The 13,269-nt window shown below is 72.6% G+C and carries 15 protein-coding genes; 8 read left to right on the top strand and 7 right to left on the bottom strand.

Annotation, left to right across the window (positions count from 1 at the left end):
- Positions 1 to 57 precede the first annotated feature (57 nt).
- The gene (locus ABT324_RS18170; protein WP_351178380.1) at positions 58 to 2,097 is read left to right on the top strand and encodes an NB-ARC domain-containing protein; all 2,040 of its coding nucleotides are present in this window, start codon (positions 58 to 60) and stop codon (positions 2,095 to 2,097) included.
- Here ABT324_RS18170 and ABT324_RS18165 read toward each other — a convergent pair.
- The 7 genes from ABT324_RS18165 to rpmB all read right to left on the bottom strand — a co-directional run bounded on the left by ABT324_RS18165 (position 2,084) and on the right by rpmB (position 6,719).
- Positions 2,084 to 3,184, bottom strand: a complete 1,101-nt coding sequence (locus ABT324_RS18165) for a CDP-glycerol glycerophosphotransferase family protein (protein WP_351178377.1) — start codon at positions 3,182 to 3,184, stop codon at positions 2,084 to 2,086. The two genes, ABT324_RS18170 and ABT324_RS18165, sit on opposite strands and share 14 nt — an antisense overlap.
- Before the next feature lie 234 nt (positions 3,185 to 3,418).
- Positions 3,419 to 4,921: a GGDEF domain-containing protein gene (locus ABT324_RS18160; RefSeq protein ID WP_351178374.1), complete on the bottom strand. Its 1,503-nt coding sequence runs from the start codon at positions 4,919 to 4,921 to the stop codon at positions 3,419 to 3,421.
- Between the two features lie 65 nt (positions 4,922 to 4,986).
- Positions 4,987 to 5,664: a 5,6-dimethylbenzimidazole synthase gene (bluB, locus tag ABT324_RS18155; protein ID WP_351178371.1), complete on the bottom strand. Its 678-nt coding sequence runs from the start codon at positions 5,662 to 5,664 to the stop codon at positions 4,987 to 4,989.
- Between the two features lie 83 nt (positions 5,665 to 5,747).
- Positions 5,748 to 5,975, bottom strand: coding sequence for a 30S ribosomal protein S18 (gene rpsR / locus ABT324_RS18150; RefSeq protein WP_351178368.1), 228 nt, complete (start codon positions 5,973 to 5,975; stop codon positions 5,748 to 5,750).
- Between the two features lie 3 nt (positions 5,976 to 5,978).
- Positions 5,979 to 6,284: a 30S ribosomal protein S14 gene (gene rpsN, locus ABT324_RS18145; protein WP_351178365.1), complete on the bottom strand. Its 306-nt coding sequence runs from the start codon at positions 6,282 to 6,284 to the stop codon at positions 5,979 to 5,981.
- Between the two features lie 31 nt (positions 6,285 to 6,315).
- Complete coding sequence (gene rpmG, locus ABT324_RS18140) at positions 6,316 to 6,483, bottom strand: 50S ribosomal protein L33 (RefSeq protein WP_351178362.1); 168 nt, start codon at positions 6,481 to 6,483, stop codon at positions 6,316 to 6,318.
- Positions 6,483 to 6,719 (bottom strand): 50S ribosomal protein L28, encoded by a 237-nt coding sequence (gene rpmB / locus ABT324_RS18135; protein WP_351178359.1) that lies wholly within the window; start codon positions 6,717 to 6,719, stop codon positions 6,483 to 6,485. The genes rpmG and rpmB overlap by 1 nt, the downstream gene beginning before the upstream one ends.
- Before the next feature lie 98 nt (positions 6,720 to 6,817).
- Between rpmB and mrf the strand changes: the two genes are divergently transcribed.
- The 7 genes from mrf (at position 6,818) to galT (ending at position 12,939) form a co-directional block, all read left to right on the top strand.
- Positions 6,818 to 8,095: a ribosome hibernation factor-recruiting GTPase MRF gene (mrf, locus tag ABT324_RS18130; RefSeq protein WP_351178356.1), complete on the top strand. Its 1,278-nt coding sequence runs from the start codon at positions 6,818 to 6,820 to the stop codon at positions 8,093 to 8,095.
- A 31-nt stretch (positions 8,096 to 8,126) separates the two neighbouring features.
- Positions 8,127 to 8,378, top strand: a complete 252-nt coding sequence (locus ABT324_RS18125; RefSeq protein WP_351178353.1) for a type B 50S ribosomal protein L31 — start codon at positions 8,127 to 8,129, stop codon at positions 8,376 to 8,378.
- A 15-nt stretch (positions 8,379 to 8,393) separates the two neighbouring features.
- On the top strand, positions 8,394 to 8,546 hold the full coding sequence (gene rpmF, locus ABT324_RS18120; RefSeq protein ID WP_351178350.1) for a 50S ribosomal protein L32: 153 nt from the start codon (positions 8,394 to 8,396) through the stop codon (positions 8,544 to 8,546).
- A 128-nt stretch (positions 8,547 to 8,674) separates the two neighbouring features.
- Positions 8,675 to 9,370 carry a response regulator transcription factor gene (locus ABT324_RS18115; protein ID WP_351178347.1) on the top strand — a complete coding sequence of 232 codons (696 nt, stop codon included), beginning with the start codon at positions 8,675 to 8,677 and terminating at the stop codon, positions 9,368 to 9,370.
- Positions 9,367 to 10,797: a sensor histidine kinase gene (locus ABT324_RS18110; protein ID WP_351178344.1), complete on the top strand. Its 1,431-nt coding sequence runs from the start codon at positions 9,367 to 9,369 to the stop codon at positions 10,795 to 10,797. The genes ABT324_RS18115 and ABT324_RS18110 overlap by 4 nt, the downstream gene beginning before the upstream one ends.
- Positions 10,798 to 11,012: 215 nt before the next feature.
- The gene (locus ABT324_RS18105) at positions 11,013 to 11,801 is read left to right on the top strand and encodes a DeoR/GlpR family DNA-binding transcription regulator (protein WP_351178341.1); all 789 of its coding nucleotides are present in this window, start codon (positions 11,013 to 11,015) and stop codon (positions 11,799 to 11,801) included.
- Between the two features lie 61 nt (positions 11,802 to 11,862).
- Positions 11,863 to 12,939 (top strand): galactose-1-phosphate uridylyltransferase, encoded by a 1,077-nt coding sequence (galT, locus tag ABT324_RS18100; protein WP_351178338.1) that lies wholly within the window; start codon positions 11,863 to 11,865, stop codon positions 12,937 to 12,939.
- Positions 12,940 to 13,269: the final 330 nt, after the last annotated feature.

Below are 13,269 nucleotides of genomic sequence, written 5' to 3'. Positions count from 1 at the left end.
TGGGGCTCGTCGCGTATCGTCAGGTGATCGTTACCGTTCGGCGCCACTGGGGTGGGTATGGGCAACGAGTTCCGCGGTACCGCGCGCAGCGTCGTGCAGGCCGGGGTGATCAACGGGGACCTGCACTTCCACGGGGATCCGGGCGGCGCCGACCTGGGGCAGCTGCCCGCGCCGCCGCTGCACTTCGTCGACCGGGAGGCTCCGCTGGCCGAGCTGGACCGGGTGCTCGGGGAGCAGCGGCGGGGGCGGGCCGGTTGTGCGGTGATCAGTGGGGTCAGCGGGGTGGGCAAGAGCGCGTTGGCCGTGCACTGGTCGCACCGGGTGCGCGAGGGGTTCGCGGACGGGCAGGTCGCGTTCGACTTCGGGTTGGGGTTGCGGGCGCTGGGTGAAGCCGCCGAGCACTGCTTGCGCTCGCTCGGTGTCGCGGGGGAGCGGATTCCGCGGGCCACCGGGGACAGGGTCGCCATGCTGCGGAGCTGGACGAAGGACCGGAAGCTGCTGTTCTTCTTCGACAACGTCGCCGAGCTGCGGGACGTCGTGCAGCTGCTGCCCGCGTCCGGCGAGAGCTTCGTGCTGTGCACCAGTCACCACGACGGGGCTGAGCTGGTCGCGGACGGGGCTCGGCCGATCCGGCTGGAACCGCTCGGGGCCGCGCACGCGCTCGACTACCTGCGGCGGAACGGGCTGCGGGAGCGGGTGGACGCCGAGCCCGCCGCCGCGGCGGAGCTGGTGGCCGCGTGTGGCGGGTTGCCCATCGCGCTGCACGTGATGATCGGTCTGTTGAACAGGCGGACGTCGTGGACCATCGCGCGGGCGGTCCGGGAGCTGTCCGACCGGAGCAGGCGGCGGCGGCACTTCCGCGAGGCGTTCTCGGAGCTGGACCTCGCGGTGGAGCAGCTGTCGCGGGACGAGGCCCGCCTGTACGGGCTGCTGGGGCGGGTCGGGCTCGCGCTGCCGGTTGGCGCGGTCGCGGCGTTAGCCGACCTCACCGAGGTCGATGCCGATACCCATCTCGCCGAACTGCACAGGACGTGTCTGGTGGAAGAGAACGATCAGGAGCAGTTCCTGCTCCACGACCTGGTGGCGGTGCACGCCGCGGAAACCCTCGACGCGGCCGATGCCCGGCCCGACGACGCCGTCCGGCGCCTCGTCGCCTGGTACCGGCAGCAGGGCGCGTTCGCGGACCGGGCGGTGATGGAGCCGACCCGGCTGCGCGTCGTCGACGACGACCTCGCCGGGGAGAACCCGTTCACCAGGGAGCAAGCGCTGGAGTGGTTGCGGGCCGAGCGCGTCAACCTGCTCGGCATGGTCCGGCTGGCCGCCGAGAGCGGTTGGCACGTCGACGTGATCGCGCTCTGCGACGGTCCACTGTGGGCGCTGCACAACCAGGACAAGCACTACTCCGACACCCTGGCCGCGCTGGTGGTGGCGATCGACTCGGCGGTGGCACTCGAAGACCCGGTCGCCGAAGCCCGCATGCGCAGCCTGCGCGGCCAGCTGCTGGTGGAGTGCGGTGAGCTCGACGAAGCGCGCGCGGAGTGCGCACAAGCCGTCGCGGTCGCCGAACGCGCCGGACACCGACGCGTCCTGGCCTCGGCGCTGGAGTTCCAGGGCAAGGCGCTGCACGCCAGCGGCGAGTTCGACGCGGCCATCGGGAACTTCCAGCGAGCCCGCCAGCTCAACGAGGAACTGGGTCGCCAGCGCGGCATGGCGATCCAGGAGTACCTGACCGGCACCTCGCTCGCCGCCCTCGGACGGCACGCCGAGGCCCTCCAGGTGCTGGCCGAAGCGCAGGACCGCATCGCCCAGTTCCCCGAGGACAGGCGCCTGCCGAGCCGCATCCGAGTCGCCACGGCCCGCGCCCACCAAGCCCTCGGCCAGCACGAACTGGCGATCACCCTGCTCCGCGGCGCGGTCGAGGCCACGCGCGAGCGCTCGTCCTTCGACCTGGCAGAACCCCTGGAACTGCTCGCGGATTCCCTGGTGGCGCTGGGCCAACCGGGTGCGCAGGAGTGCCTCGAAGAAGCCCTGGAGATCTACCAGCAGGCAGCCAGCCCCGGAGCCGACCGGGTCCGCGCGAAGCTCAGCGCGGGGTGAAGGGGGCCACCGGTAGTGGGTGGGGTGGCCAGGGGGGTTCGGGTAGTTCCAGGTGGCGGTAGAGCAGTTCGCGGAGGCGTTCGTGGGAGTTGGGGGCGAAGGTCAGGTCGGCGAGGTGGTGGTGGTCGGGGAGTGGCGCCGCTGCTTCTACCTGGGGGCGCAGCGGGGCGGTCAGGTCCAGGCGGCGGGCTTGGTCGCCGAGGAGCGCCATCGGGGAGTTCGGGACCACCTCGGTGTTGCTGAAGGTTGCTAGGAGCAGGGGTTTTCCCAGGGCGGCGGCGTAGAGGGCCAGGGAGCCGTGGTCGGTGATCACGACGTCCGCGGCGACCAGGGCCGCCTGCCACTTCCGCAGGCGCGGGACCAGGAGCAGGTCGTTGCGCAGGGCCGTGCCGAGCCAGGTCCGCAGCTGCAGGTCCTCGTACTTCTGCCAGATGTTCGGGTGCAGGACGAGGGCGGTCCGGTGGTCCGGTAGTTCCCGGGTGAGCCGTCTCGGCAGGTCACCGCACCTCGCGAACAGCGAGTCCGGGCCCCACGTCGAGGCCACCACCACCAGCTCGCGGTCGCCCGCCAGGGCGGTGCGGTACTGCTCGCGCATCGGCAGGCTGGCGCGCAGGCGCGCGTAGCAGGGGTCGCCGATCACCTCGGCGCGCGGCGCCGCTTCCGGGCACTGGCTGGCGAGCTGGGCGAGCTGGCTCGGGTGGGACAGGCCGACGACGGCCGGGACCACTCGTCCCTCGTGCACCAGCTGGGTGCGGGAGAGCCCGGAAACCTCTTCGGCGACACCGGATTCGGTGGCGCGCAGCTTGTTGTGGCCCGCGCCGTGCGGCAGCGTCAGGACCGGCACCTCGAGCTCGTGCAGCGGGCCGTTGCCGCTGGGGGAGAGGGCGAAGTCGAAGTCCTTGCCGATCGCGGTCCCCCAGTCGACGACCTGGGCGCCGGTCAGGTGCAGCTGCTCGGTGAGGTTCGCCGCGAACTCAGAACCGGCCGCGACCGCGAAGCGGGTCTCCACCCGCATGTCGTCGGCCAGCAGCGGGAGCACGTCGAGCAGGCGGTCCAGCGCCGTCAGGGTGCGGACGACGCCCAGCACCCGGCGCTCGACCGGCGCGCTGTCCCAGCGACCCGCGCGCTCCGCCGCTTCCGGGCTTCCGGGCTTCCGGGCTTCCGGGCTTCCGGGCTTCCGGGCTTCCGGGCTTCCGGGCTTCCGGGCTTCCGGCGGATTGTAGCTGCTCAGAGCGGGTTCTCCCTGCGTCCCGATGGCGATCTCGCGCGGTGCGCATGACCGCCCATCCTAGTCCTGCGGCGAGGTCCGGAGCGGGTGCGCTCAGCCCGTGGTCGACGAGTCCGAGGCCGGGCGCTGGTCGATCTCCACGCGGTTGCGGCCCGCCCGCTTCGCCCGGTACAGGGCGATGTCCGCCGCAGCGAACAGGTGTTCCAGGTTCGCCGGGCCCGCCGCGACGCCGATGCTCACCGTCGGGGCCTTGGTGATCCGGCCCAGCACCAGGCGCCAGTCGTGGTTGTGCACCGCCGCGCGGATGCGCTCGGCGACCACCGGCCCGGCGTCGCGGGACTCCTCGCTGGAGCCGACCAGCAGCACCACGAACTCGTCCCCGGCCCAGCGGCAGATCAGGTCGTCGGCGCGGCACTCGCGGCGCAGCAGGTGCGCCACCTCCTGGAGGACGACGTCGCCCGCGGTGTGGCCGGCCAGGTCGTTGACGTCCTTGAACCAGTCGACGTCCAGCAGGACCAGCCACGGGACCCGGCCCGCAGCCGCGGTCTGCTCCAGCAGCAGGGGTGCGCGGCGCTCCAGGCCGAGGCGGTTGGTCAGGCCGGTCAGCGGGTCGCGGAGCGCGGCCTCGCGCGCGGCCATCGCCATCCGCTGGGCCTGCACCGCGACGCGGCGCTGCTCCAGGGCCTGGCCCAGGCCTTCGCGGAGCGCGTCGACCGCCAGGCGGCTCGCCGCGACCGTCCTGCGCAGGGCGGCCGACTCGCCGACCGGGTCGCACAGCGCCTCGCAGATCGCCGCCAGGTCCAGGGAGAACTGGCTCATCAACATCGGGTCGCGGATGGTCTCCGCGGCGTCGAGCGCTCGGCTGGCCAGCGTGCGGGCCTCCTCCAGCCGGTTCTGCTGGCGCCGCACCGCCGCCAGCACCCAGTTCGCCACCGCCGAGGTGAACCAGTCGTCGGCCGCGCGGGCCAGCGCGAGGGCCTCCTGCGCGACCTGCTCGGCGGTGTCCAGCTCGCCCACCCCGACCAGCGCCCGCGCCAGCCCCGCCATCGCCGAGCGCTTCACCTGGCCCGGCAGGGACAGCGACCGCGCCTCCTCGAACAGGTCGCGGGCCAGGGCGAACTGCGCGTACCGGTCTTCACTCGGAAGGGTGGCGGCGCGGAAGATGCGGGCGTTGCCCTCGCGGCACAGGCAGTGGGCCAGCGCCGCCATGTCGTCGGAGTCGCGGGCCAGCTGCACCGACAGCGCCATCATCTCCAGCGCCGGGCCACGGTGGCCGATGGTCTCCAGCAGGTAGCCGAGCATGCTGACGGTGTGCGCGGCGGCCGCGCCCTCCGGCCGGTCCACGTCGAGCTCGGTCCAGCCCTCGGCGAGCAGCTCCAGCGCGATCGGGATGTGCTTCAGGCGCCAGGCCAGGGAAGCCCGGTGCACCAGCACCGCGGAGCGGTTCCACTGCTCCGAGACCCGGTTCGCCCCGGCCGCGACCAGCTCCTCGAACGCCGCCTCGGCCTCGGCGAAGCGGCCGGAGTCCAGCAACGACCGCACCTGGCGGTCTTGGGCCGGGATGTGCCCGACCATCAGCGGATCATCGTGCTGCACCGCTTCCTCGCAGGGGGCGCACCTCGTCGTGGAACCGCGAGCGGGCGGTCTTGTCGCGCTACAGGCTACCGGTTGCGACCGTTCCCGTACTTGTCGTAGTGCAGGACGTCGTCCAGCGGGAGCCGCTGGCGCCAGCCGTGCCGCTCCAGGTCGGGCGCGTCGGCCAGCGCGCGCACCGGGCCCACGCACAGCCAGGCGACCGGGCGCACCCCGCTCGGGATGCCGAGCAGGCGGCGCAGGAACTCCTCCCGGTAGAAGCTGACCCAGCCCACGCCCAGCCCCTCCGCGGTGGCCGCCAGCCACAGGTTCTGGATGGCCAGGCACACCGAGTACAGCCCGGCGTCGGCGATCGCGTGGCGGCCGAGCACCTGGGGCGCGCCGCGCTCGGGGTCGTAGGTGACGGCGATGCCGAGCGAGGACTCCGCGATGCCCTCGACCTTGATCTTGGCGAAGGTCCCGGCGCGCTCCTCGTCGAGCTGGGAGGCGAACACGCTGCGCTCGGCGAGCACGTGCTCGCGGAAGGCGCGGCGGGTGGCCTCGTCGCGGACCAGCACGAAGTCCCAGGGCTGGGACAGCCCGACGCTGGGCGCGCTGTGCGCGGCGGTGAGCACGCGGCGCAGCACCGGCTCGGGGATCTCCGCGCCGGTGAACTCGCGGCGCACGTCGCGGCGTCGGTTGATCACCTCGTAGAGGTCGGCGGCGGGGGCGGTCTCGGTCAACTTGGGGCGTCCGGCGATCGTCATCGCCGTCCATCCTGCCCGGCGAGGCGCCGCCACGGGCAGGGGGCTGTGGTGTCGGACTGGCGGCACCACAGCCCCGGGACCGCTCATCTACGGGCGTTGCCCGGGTACGGGAGCAGCGCCATCTCGCGGGCGTTCTTGATCGCCCGCGCGACGTCGCGCTGCTCCTGCGTGGTCAGGCCGGTGACCCGGCGGGAGCGGATCTTGCCCCGGTCGGACAGGAACTTGCGCAGCAGCGCGGTGTCCTTCCAGTCCACCTGGACGACCCCCTCGCGCTGGAGCAGGTTGGGCTTGCGGCGGTCGGTGGTGCGCACGGCTCACCAACTCGACTTCGCCACGCCGGGCAGCTCGCCGGAGTGCGCCAGCGCGCGCAGCCGCACCCGGGAGACGCCGAACTTGCGGAAGTACCCGCGGGGCCGCCCGTCGATGGCGTCCCGGTTGCGCACCCGGACCGGGCTCGCGTCGCGCGGCTGGCGCTGCAGCTCCAGCTGGGCCGCGCTGCGCTGCTCCGGGCTGCTGCCGGGGGCGGCGATGATCTCCTTCAGCTCGGCCCGCCGCTCGGCGTACCGGGCGACGAGCGCTCGCCGCTGCTCGTTGCGGGCGATCTTGGACTTCTTGGCCACTGGGCCGCTTCCTCTCGTCGGTGCGCTGGGGTCAGCGCTCTTCGCGGAACTCGACGTGCTCGCGCGCGACCGGGTCGTACTTGCGCAGGACCAGCCGGTCCGGGTCGTTGCGGCGGTTCTTGGTCGTCACGTAGGTGAAGCCGGTGCCCGCGGTGGAGCGCAGCCTGATCACTGGCCGGGTGTCGGTGCTCTTGGCCATCAGAGCCGCTCCCCTCGGGCGCGCATCTCGGCGACGACTGCTTCGATGCCGCGCTTCTCGATCGTCCCCATCCCCTTCGCGGACACCCGCAGCCGGATCCAGCGGCCCTCCGAGGGCAGCCAGTAGCGCTTGCGCTGGACGTTGGGCAGCCAGCGGCGGCGGGTGCGGTGGTGGGAGTGGGAGACCTGGTTGCCGTAGCCGGGCTGCATCCCGGTCACCTGGCAGCGGATGGACATGACCTACCTCTCGATAATGACATCCATTTTCAATATGACCACGTCCGAGGGTACCATGTGGGCGGCATAGATGAAAACCGTTGTCGATTGAGGTGGGGATGGAAACCGAGTCGTCCGCGATGCCGCTGGTCATGGTGGCCGGGATCCGCGCGGACCAGGTCGCGTCGACCGCTGAGGCGGTCCGGTGCAGCGACCCGGCGGGCACCGCGCTCGTGCACCACGACCTGCGCGAAGTCGCCCAGGGCGTGGTCCGGCGCCTGATCCGCCGCGGCGGTACCGAGCAGGTCGAGGTGCTGGAACTGGCGCACGGCTGCGTGTCCTGCACCCTGCGGGAGGACCTGCTGCCCCTGCTGCGCAGGTTGACCGCCGCGCCGGAGGTGACCAGGGTCGTCGTGCAGCTCGACCCGGCGCTGGAACCGGAGACGATCTGCTGGGCGCTGCAGCACGTCGAGGTCGACGGTCGGCCGCTGACCACCGACGTCCGCGTCGAGGCCGTGATCACCGCGGTCGACGCGGCGACCTGGCTGGCCGACGCGACCGGCGAGGAGGAGCTGGTCGAACGCGGCATCGGCGGCAGCCCCGACGACGAGCGCACCGTGGCGCAGGTCGCGGTCGGGCAGGTGGAGTTCGCCGACGCGGTCGTCCTGCTGGGCGAGGCCGACGACCGCTGGACCCAGGTGCGCACCGAGGCCGTGATCGCGCGCCTGTCCCCAGCGGCGCCGCGAGTCCGGTGGGAGCCCGATCCGCGAGTTCCATCGGAATCGCGGTTGGACGTCCCCGGGCTGCTGGCGCGGATCCCCGGCGGGGCGCGGCGGGGTGAGGTCGACGGGCCGTACGGCCCGCTGCTGCGGGGGCAGCCGCCGTTGGACACCGACGCCGGGGTGTCGACGGTGCTGTTCGAGGAGCGCCGACCGTTCCACCCGGAACGCCTGCACGAGGCCATCGACGTGCTGCTCGACGGCGTGGTGCGCACCCGGGGCCGGGTGTGGGTGGCCAGCCAGCCCGACGTGGCGCTGCAGGTCGAGTCCGCCGGGGGTGGGCTCGGCGTCGCGCACGGGGGTCCGTGGCTGGCTTCGCTGGCGCCCGAGCAGTGCGCCGAGGTGTCCGCGGAGCGGCAGGTCAGGGCCTCGCTGAACTGGGACGACTACTACGGCGACCGGGTGCAGGAGCTGGTCGTGATCGCCCACGAGGCCGATCCGCAGCACATCGTCCGCACCCTCCGCCGCGCCCTGCTGACCGACGACGAGCTCGCCGCCGGCGAGCAGGCCTGGGCGCACTACGCCGACCCGTTCGGCGAGTGGCACACCGATCCCTGCGGCGACGACCCGGCGGAGCGCTCCGCCGACGCCGCGGGCGAACGGCGCAACCGGTCGTGAGCGCACGACCCCGACACCACGAGGAGGCACCGTGAAACCCGGCATCCACCCCGAGTACCGCCCGGTCGTGTTCCAGGACCGCACCACCGGGCAGAGCTTCCTGACCCGGTCAACCGCGACCTCCGACGCGCGCGTCGAGTGGGCGGACGGCAACTCCTACCCGCTGGTCGTGATCGACGTGACCGCGTACTCGCACCCGTTCTGGACCGGTGACCAGCGGGTGCTCGACACCCAGGGCCGGGTGGAGAAGTTCCACCGCCGCTACGGCGGCCGCACCCGCTGAGCACGAGGAGGAGACATGGCAGTCCCGAAGCGCAGGATGTCGCGGAGCCGCACGCGGCACCGCAGGTCGCAGTGGAAGGCGGCAGCGCCGGACCTGGTGCCGATCGTCGTGGACGGGCAGCGGCGGCTGGTGCCGCGCGCCCTCATCCGGCACTTCCACCAGCCGTGACCCGACCGGCGCGGGCTGGTCACCGCGGGTGATCAGCCCGCGCCGGAGGTGAGATGGTCATCACGGCGCGGCACGACGACAGGTGCGGTTCTCAGCTCGTTCTCAGGGCCAGGGGTAAGACTGTGCCCATGCGCATCCTCGTCGTCGACGACGATCGTGCCGTGCGGGAATCCCTGCGCCGGTCCTTGCAGTTCAACGGGTACCAGGTGGAGCTCGCCGCGGACGGTCAACAGGCCCTGGACCAGCTGGCCGCCAGCCGCCCCGACGCCATGGTGCTCGACGTGATGATGCCCCGGCTGGACGGGCTGGAGGTCGCCCGGCGGCTCCGCAGCACCGGTGACGACCTGCCGATCCTGGTGCTCACCGCCCGCGACGCGGTCTCCGACCGGGTCGCCGGGCTGGACGCGGGCGCCGACGACTACCTGCCGAAGCCCTTCGCGCTGGAGGAGCTGCTGGCCCGGCTGCGCGCGCTGCTGCGCCGCGCCAGCCCGCCGGAGGCCGGTCCGGACGAGCACCCGGCGGCGCTGCGCTTCGCTGACCTGGAGCTGGACCCCGGCACCCGCGAGGTCCGCCGCGGCGAGCGCCCGATCAGTCTCACCCGCACCGAGTTCGCCCTGCTCGAGCTGCTGATGGCGCACCCCAAGCAGGTGCTGACCCGCAGCCGCCTGCTGGAGGACGTGTGGGGCTACGACTTCCCGACCTCGGGCAACGCCCTGGAGGTCTACATCGGCTACCTGCGCCGCAAGACCGAGGCCGAGGGTGAGTCGCGGCTGATCCACACCGTCCGCGGTGTCGGCTACGTGCTCCGCGAGACGCCGCCGTGACGGTCCCCGCCCCGCCCCCACCGGACCTGGAGCAGCCGCGCCCGCGGGGCCGGTTCCAGCGGGTCACGCTGCGCAACCGCGTCACCTGGCTGGCCGCGATCTGCGTGGCGGGTGCCGTCGCGCTGGTGTCGGTCGCGGCGTTCGTCACCGTGCGGGACAGCCTCTACCAGCAGCTGGACGACAGCCTGACCGAACGCGCGGTGGAGGCCGCCGAGGGCCCGCTGGTGCGCACCGCCGACCTGCAGCAGGTGCCGGTGGCGTTCTTCACCGCGACGAACTTCAAGATCAGCGTGCTGGGCGCGGACGGCTCCGAGTTCGGCCCGAAGGGCCAGCGGCCGCCGCTGAGCTACGCCGAGCTGGCGGTGGCGCGCGGCGAGGTGCCCCAGTCCCGGCGCACCGACCAGCGCACCAACAGCCGGGTGGTGGCGGTGCCGACCGGGCAGAACGCCGCGCTGGTGATGTCCACCTCGCTGGACCCCACTCAGCGCACGCTCGCCCAGCTCAGCGTGGTGCTGGTGGTGATGGGCGGCGCCGGGATCCTGCTCGCCGCGGCGGCCGGGACGGCGGTCGCGCGGGCCGGGTTGCGCCCGGTGCAGCGGTTGACCGCCGCGACCGAGCGCGTGGCGCTGACCGGTGACCTGCGGCCGATCCCGGTCGACGGCGACGACGAGCTGTCCCGCCTGACGGCCAGCTTCAACGGCATGCTCAGCGCGCTGGCCGAGTCGCAGGAGCGGCAGCGGCGGCTGGTCGCCGACGCCGGGCACGAGCTGCGCACCCCGCTGACCTCGCTGCGCACCAACCTGGAGCTGCTGATGGCTTCGGCCCGGCCGGACGCGCCGAACCTGGCCGAGGAGGACCGGCAGGAGATGTTCGCCGACGTCCAGGCCCAGGTGACCGAGCTGTCCGCGCTGGTCGGCGACCTGGTGGAGCTGGCAAGGGAGGACACCCCGCAGGCGGTGCACGAGCCGGTGGACCTGGTGGACGTGGTGGAGCGCGCGTTGAGCCGGGCGCGGCGGCGCGCGCCGCGCATCGAGTTCGAGGTGCGGTTGCAGCCGTGGGTGATGATGGGCGACGCCACCGCGCTGGAGCGGGCGGTGCTGAACCTGCTGGACAACGCCGCGAAGTGGAGCCCGGACGAGGGCCGGGTGCGGGTCGACCTGGTGCCGGATCCCGGTTCCGGGCAGGTGCTGCTGGAGGTCGCCGACAGCGGGCCGGGCATCGCGCCGGTGGATCGGCCGTACGTGTTCGAGCGCTTCTACCGGTCGTCGGACGCGCGGACGTTGCCGGGCTCCGGGCTGGGGCTGTCGATCGTCAAGCAGGTCGCGGAGCGGCATGGCGGTTCGGTGTGGGCCGGCGAGGCGCCGGAGGGCGGTGCGCTGCTGCGCATGGCGCTGCCGGGGAGCACACCGCAGACCGAACAGCAATGAACAGCATGCGTCAAAACTCGTCTGGCGAGCGCGGTCCGCGAGGTCGCGCTGGTGGCGGCGCCTAGTGGCCGCGGGTGACCGACTTCCCGCATGCCAGGGCCAGTGGGGACGTCCTCGCCGGGCGAACGGCGGGAATTCGCGCAACCACACTTCCGCGTATCACTCATTCGGGTAGTGTTGGTTCTTGTTCGCTTCGCTGATCTGAGGGGACGAGTGTGCTCGCACGGCAACGCCAGGAAGTCATCCTCGACGAAGTGCGGCGCACCGGTGCGGTGCAGGTCGGCGAACTGGTGCTGCGACTGGGCGTGTCGGACATGACCATCCGCCGCGACCTCGACGCGCTGTCCCGCCGCGGCCTGGTGGAGAAGGTCTACGGCGGCGCGACCTCGGTGGTCGGCCGCAGCACCGACGAGCCGGGCTTCGAGGCCAAGTCGGTGCGCCAGCTCGCCGAGAAGGAGGCCATCGCCGCCCTCGCCGCCCACCAGGTCCAGCCCGGCACGGCGATCGGGCTGTCCGCGGGCACCACCACCTGGACGCTGGCCCGCCACCTCGACGACGTCGCGGACCTGACCGCGGTGACCAACTCGGTCCGCGTCGCCGACGCGCTGCAGCGGCGCGGGCGCACCGACCGCACCGTGGTGCTCACCGGCGGCGTGCGGACCCCGTCGGACGCGCTGGTCGGGCCGGTCGCGGTCCAGGCGCTGCGCTCGCTGCACCTGGACATGGTGTTCCTCGGCGTGCACGGGATGGCGCCCCGCGCGGGCTTCACCACGCCCAACCTCAACGAAGGCGAGACGAACCGGGCGCTGGCCGAGGCGGCTGGCCGGTTGGTGGTGGTCGCCGACAGCTCCAAGTGGTCGACCGTCGGGATCTCCACGATCGTCGACTTCGACGAGGTCGACCTGCTGATCAGCGACCAGGGCCTGCCCACCGAGGCCCGGCAGCTGCTGGGCGAGCACGTGGAGCTGCTGCTGGCGGATCAGCAAGGCGCTGAGGAGGACTGATGGGCAGCCGCGCCGCAACCCCGGAGGCGACCGCCACCGCACGGCCCGGAGAGGCGGAACTGTGAAGCGCACCGCACGGAAGCTGGCCGACGGCCGGGAGATCATCTACTTCGACGCCGACCCGTCGCGGGTCCGGGACGCCGAGGACACCCGCGAGCTGCCGCCGCAGGCCCCGGCGTCGGAGATGCGCCGGGACCCGCTGACCGGCGAGTGGGTGGCGATCGCCGCGCACCGCCAGTCGCGCACCTACAAACCACCGGCCGAGCTCTGCCCGCTGTGCCCCAGCACCCCGGGGCGGCCCACCGAGATCCCGGAACCCGACTACGACGTGGTGGTCTTCGAGAACCAGTTCCCGTCGTTCGCCCAAGGCATCCCCGGTGAGGACTCCACAGTGGAGGGCATGCCGGTGGTGCCGTCCGCGCCCGCCCGCGGCCGCTGCGAGGTCGTCTGCTTCACCTCGGACCACAACTCCTCGTTCAGCGCGCTCACCCCGGCCCAAGCCCGCGGCGTCGTGGACGTCTGGGCCGACCGGACCGCCGCCCTGGCCGGGATCCCGGGCGTGGAGCAGGTCTTCTGCTTCGAGAACCGGGGCGAGGAGATCGGGGTGACGCTCCACCACCCGCACGGCCAGATCTACGGGTACCCGTTCGTCACCCCGAAGACCGGCAAGATGCTCCGGGTCGCGGAGGACTACCTCTCCCGGCACGGCCGCCACGTCCAGGCAGACGTCCTGGCAGCCGAACGCGAGTCCGGTGAGCGCGTGATCATCGACTCCGACCACTGGACGGCCTACGTCCCGGCAGCAGCCCGCTGGCCGGTGGAAGTCCACCTGGTCCCGCACCGGAGGGTCCCGGACATCCCGGCCCTCACCCCCGAGGAGCGGGACGACTTCGCCGCGACCTACCTGGAAGTCCTCCGCCGCCTGGACAACCTCTACGAACGACCCCTCCCCTACATCGCGGCCTGGCACCAGGCCCCGGTCCGAGTGGGCAGGGACCTCTCCTGGCTCCGCCTGGAACTCTTCTCCATCCGCCGCTCGGCGGACAAGCTCAAGTACCTGGCAGGCTCGGAATCAGGCATGGGGGTCTGGATCAACGACACAACCCCAGAACAACAAGCAACCCGCCTGAGAGCCTGAGCCGCGCGGTCCACGCACGCGCACAGAACCCGGACAGCATCGGAGGGGTGGTGACGGTTGCAATTTCGATTGAAATTGCACACCCACCACCGCAGGTTCCGTCGAGAACGAGCAATTTCGATTGAAATTGCATCTCCCCAAAGCCGACCGCCTACCGCTCTGAACCCAAAACCAGCCCCGCCCGCAACGTCGCCCCTCCACCCCAAAGCCCACGCCGGTATCCCCCTGGTCTCCGGCTCCTATCCACGGCTCACCCCTGGTCTCCGGCTCCTATCCACGGCTCACCCCTGGTCTCCGGCTCCTATCCACGGCCCACCACTGGTCCGCGGG

The sequence above is a fragment of the Saccharopolyspora sp. NPDC000359 genome, assembly GCF_040300525.1.
Classification (GTDB): Bacteria; Actinomycetota; Actinomycetes; order Mycobacteriales; family Pseudonocardiaceae; genus Saccharopolyspora.
This window is presented reverse-complemented; position numbering and strand designations above follow the sequence as displayed.

What these genes read in the sequence shown, in the direction of transcription:
- rpmB (WP_351178359.1), bottom strand. Translation starts at nt 6,719, where the DNA reads ATGTCCATCCGCTGCCAGGTGACCGGGATGCAGCCCGGCTACGGCAAC.
- rpmG (WP_351178362.1), bottom strand. Translation starts at nt 6,483, where the DNA reads ATGGCCAAGAGCACCGACACCCGGCCAGTGATCAGGCTGCGCTCCACC.
- ABT324_RS18115 (WP_351178347.1), top strand. Translation starts at nt 8,675, where the DNA reads ATGCGCATCCTCGTCGTCGACGACGATCGTGCCGTGCGGGAATCCCTG.
- ABT324_RS18170 (WP_351178380.1), top strand. Translation starts at nt 58, where the DNA reads ATGGGCAACGAGTTCCGCGGTACCGCGCGCAGCGTCGTGCAGGCCGGG.
- bluB (WP_351178371.1), bottom strand. Translation starts at nt 5,664, where the DNA reads ATGACGATCGCCGGACGCCCCAAGTTGACCGAGACCGCCCCCGCCGCC.
- mrf (WP_351178356.1), top strand. Translation starts at nt 6,818, where the DNA reads ATGGAAACCGAGTCGTCCGCGATGCCGCTGGTCATGGTGGCCGGGATC.
- rpmF (WP_351178350.1), top strand. Translation starts at nt 8,394, where the DNA reads ATGGCAGTCCCGAAGCGCAGGATGTCGCGGAGCCGCACGCGGCACCGC.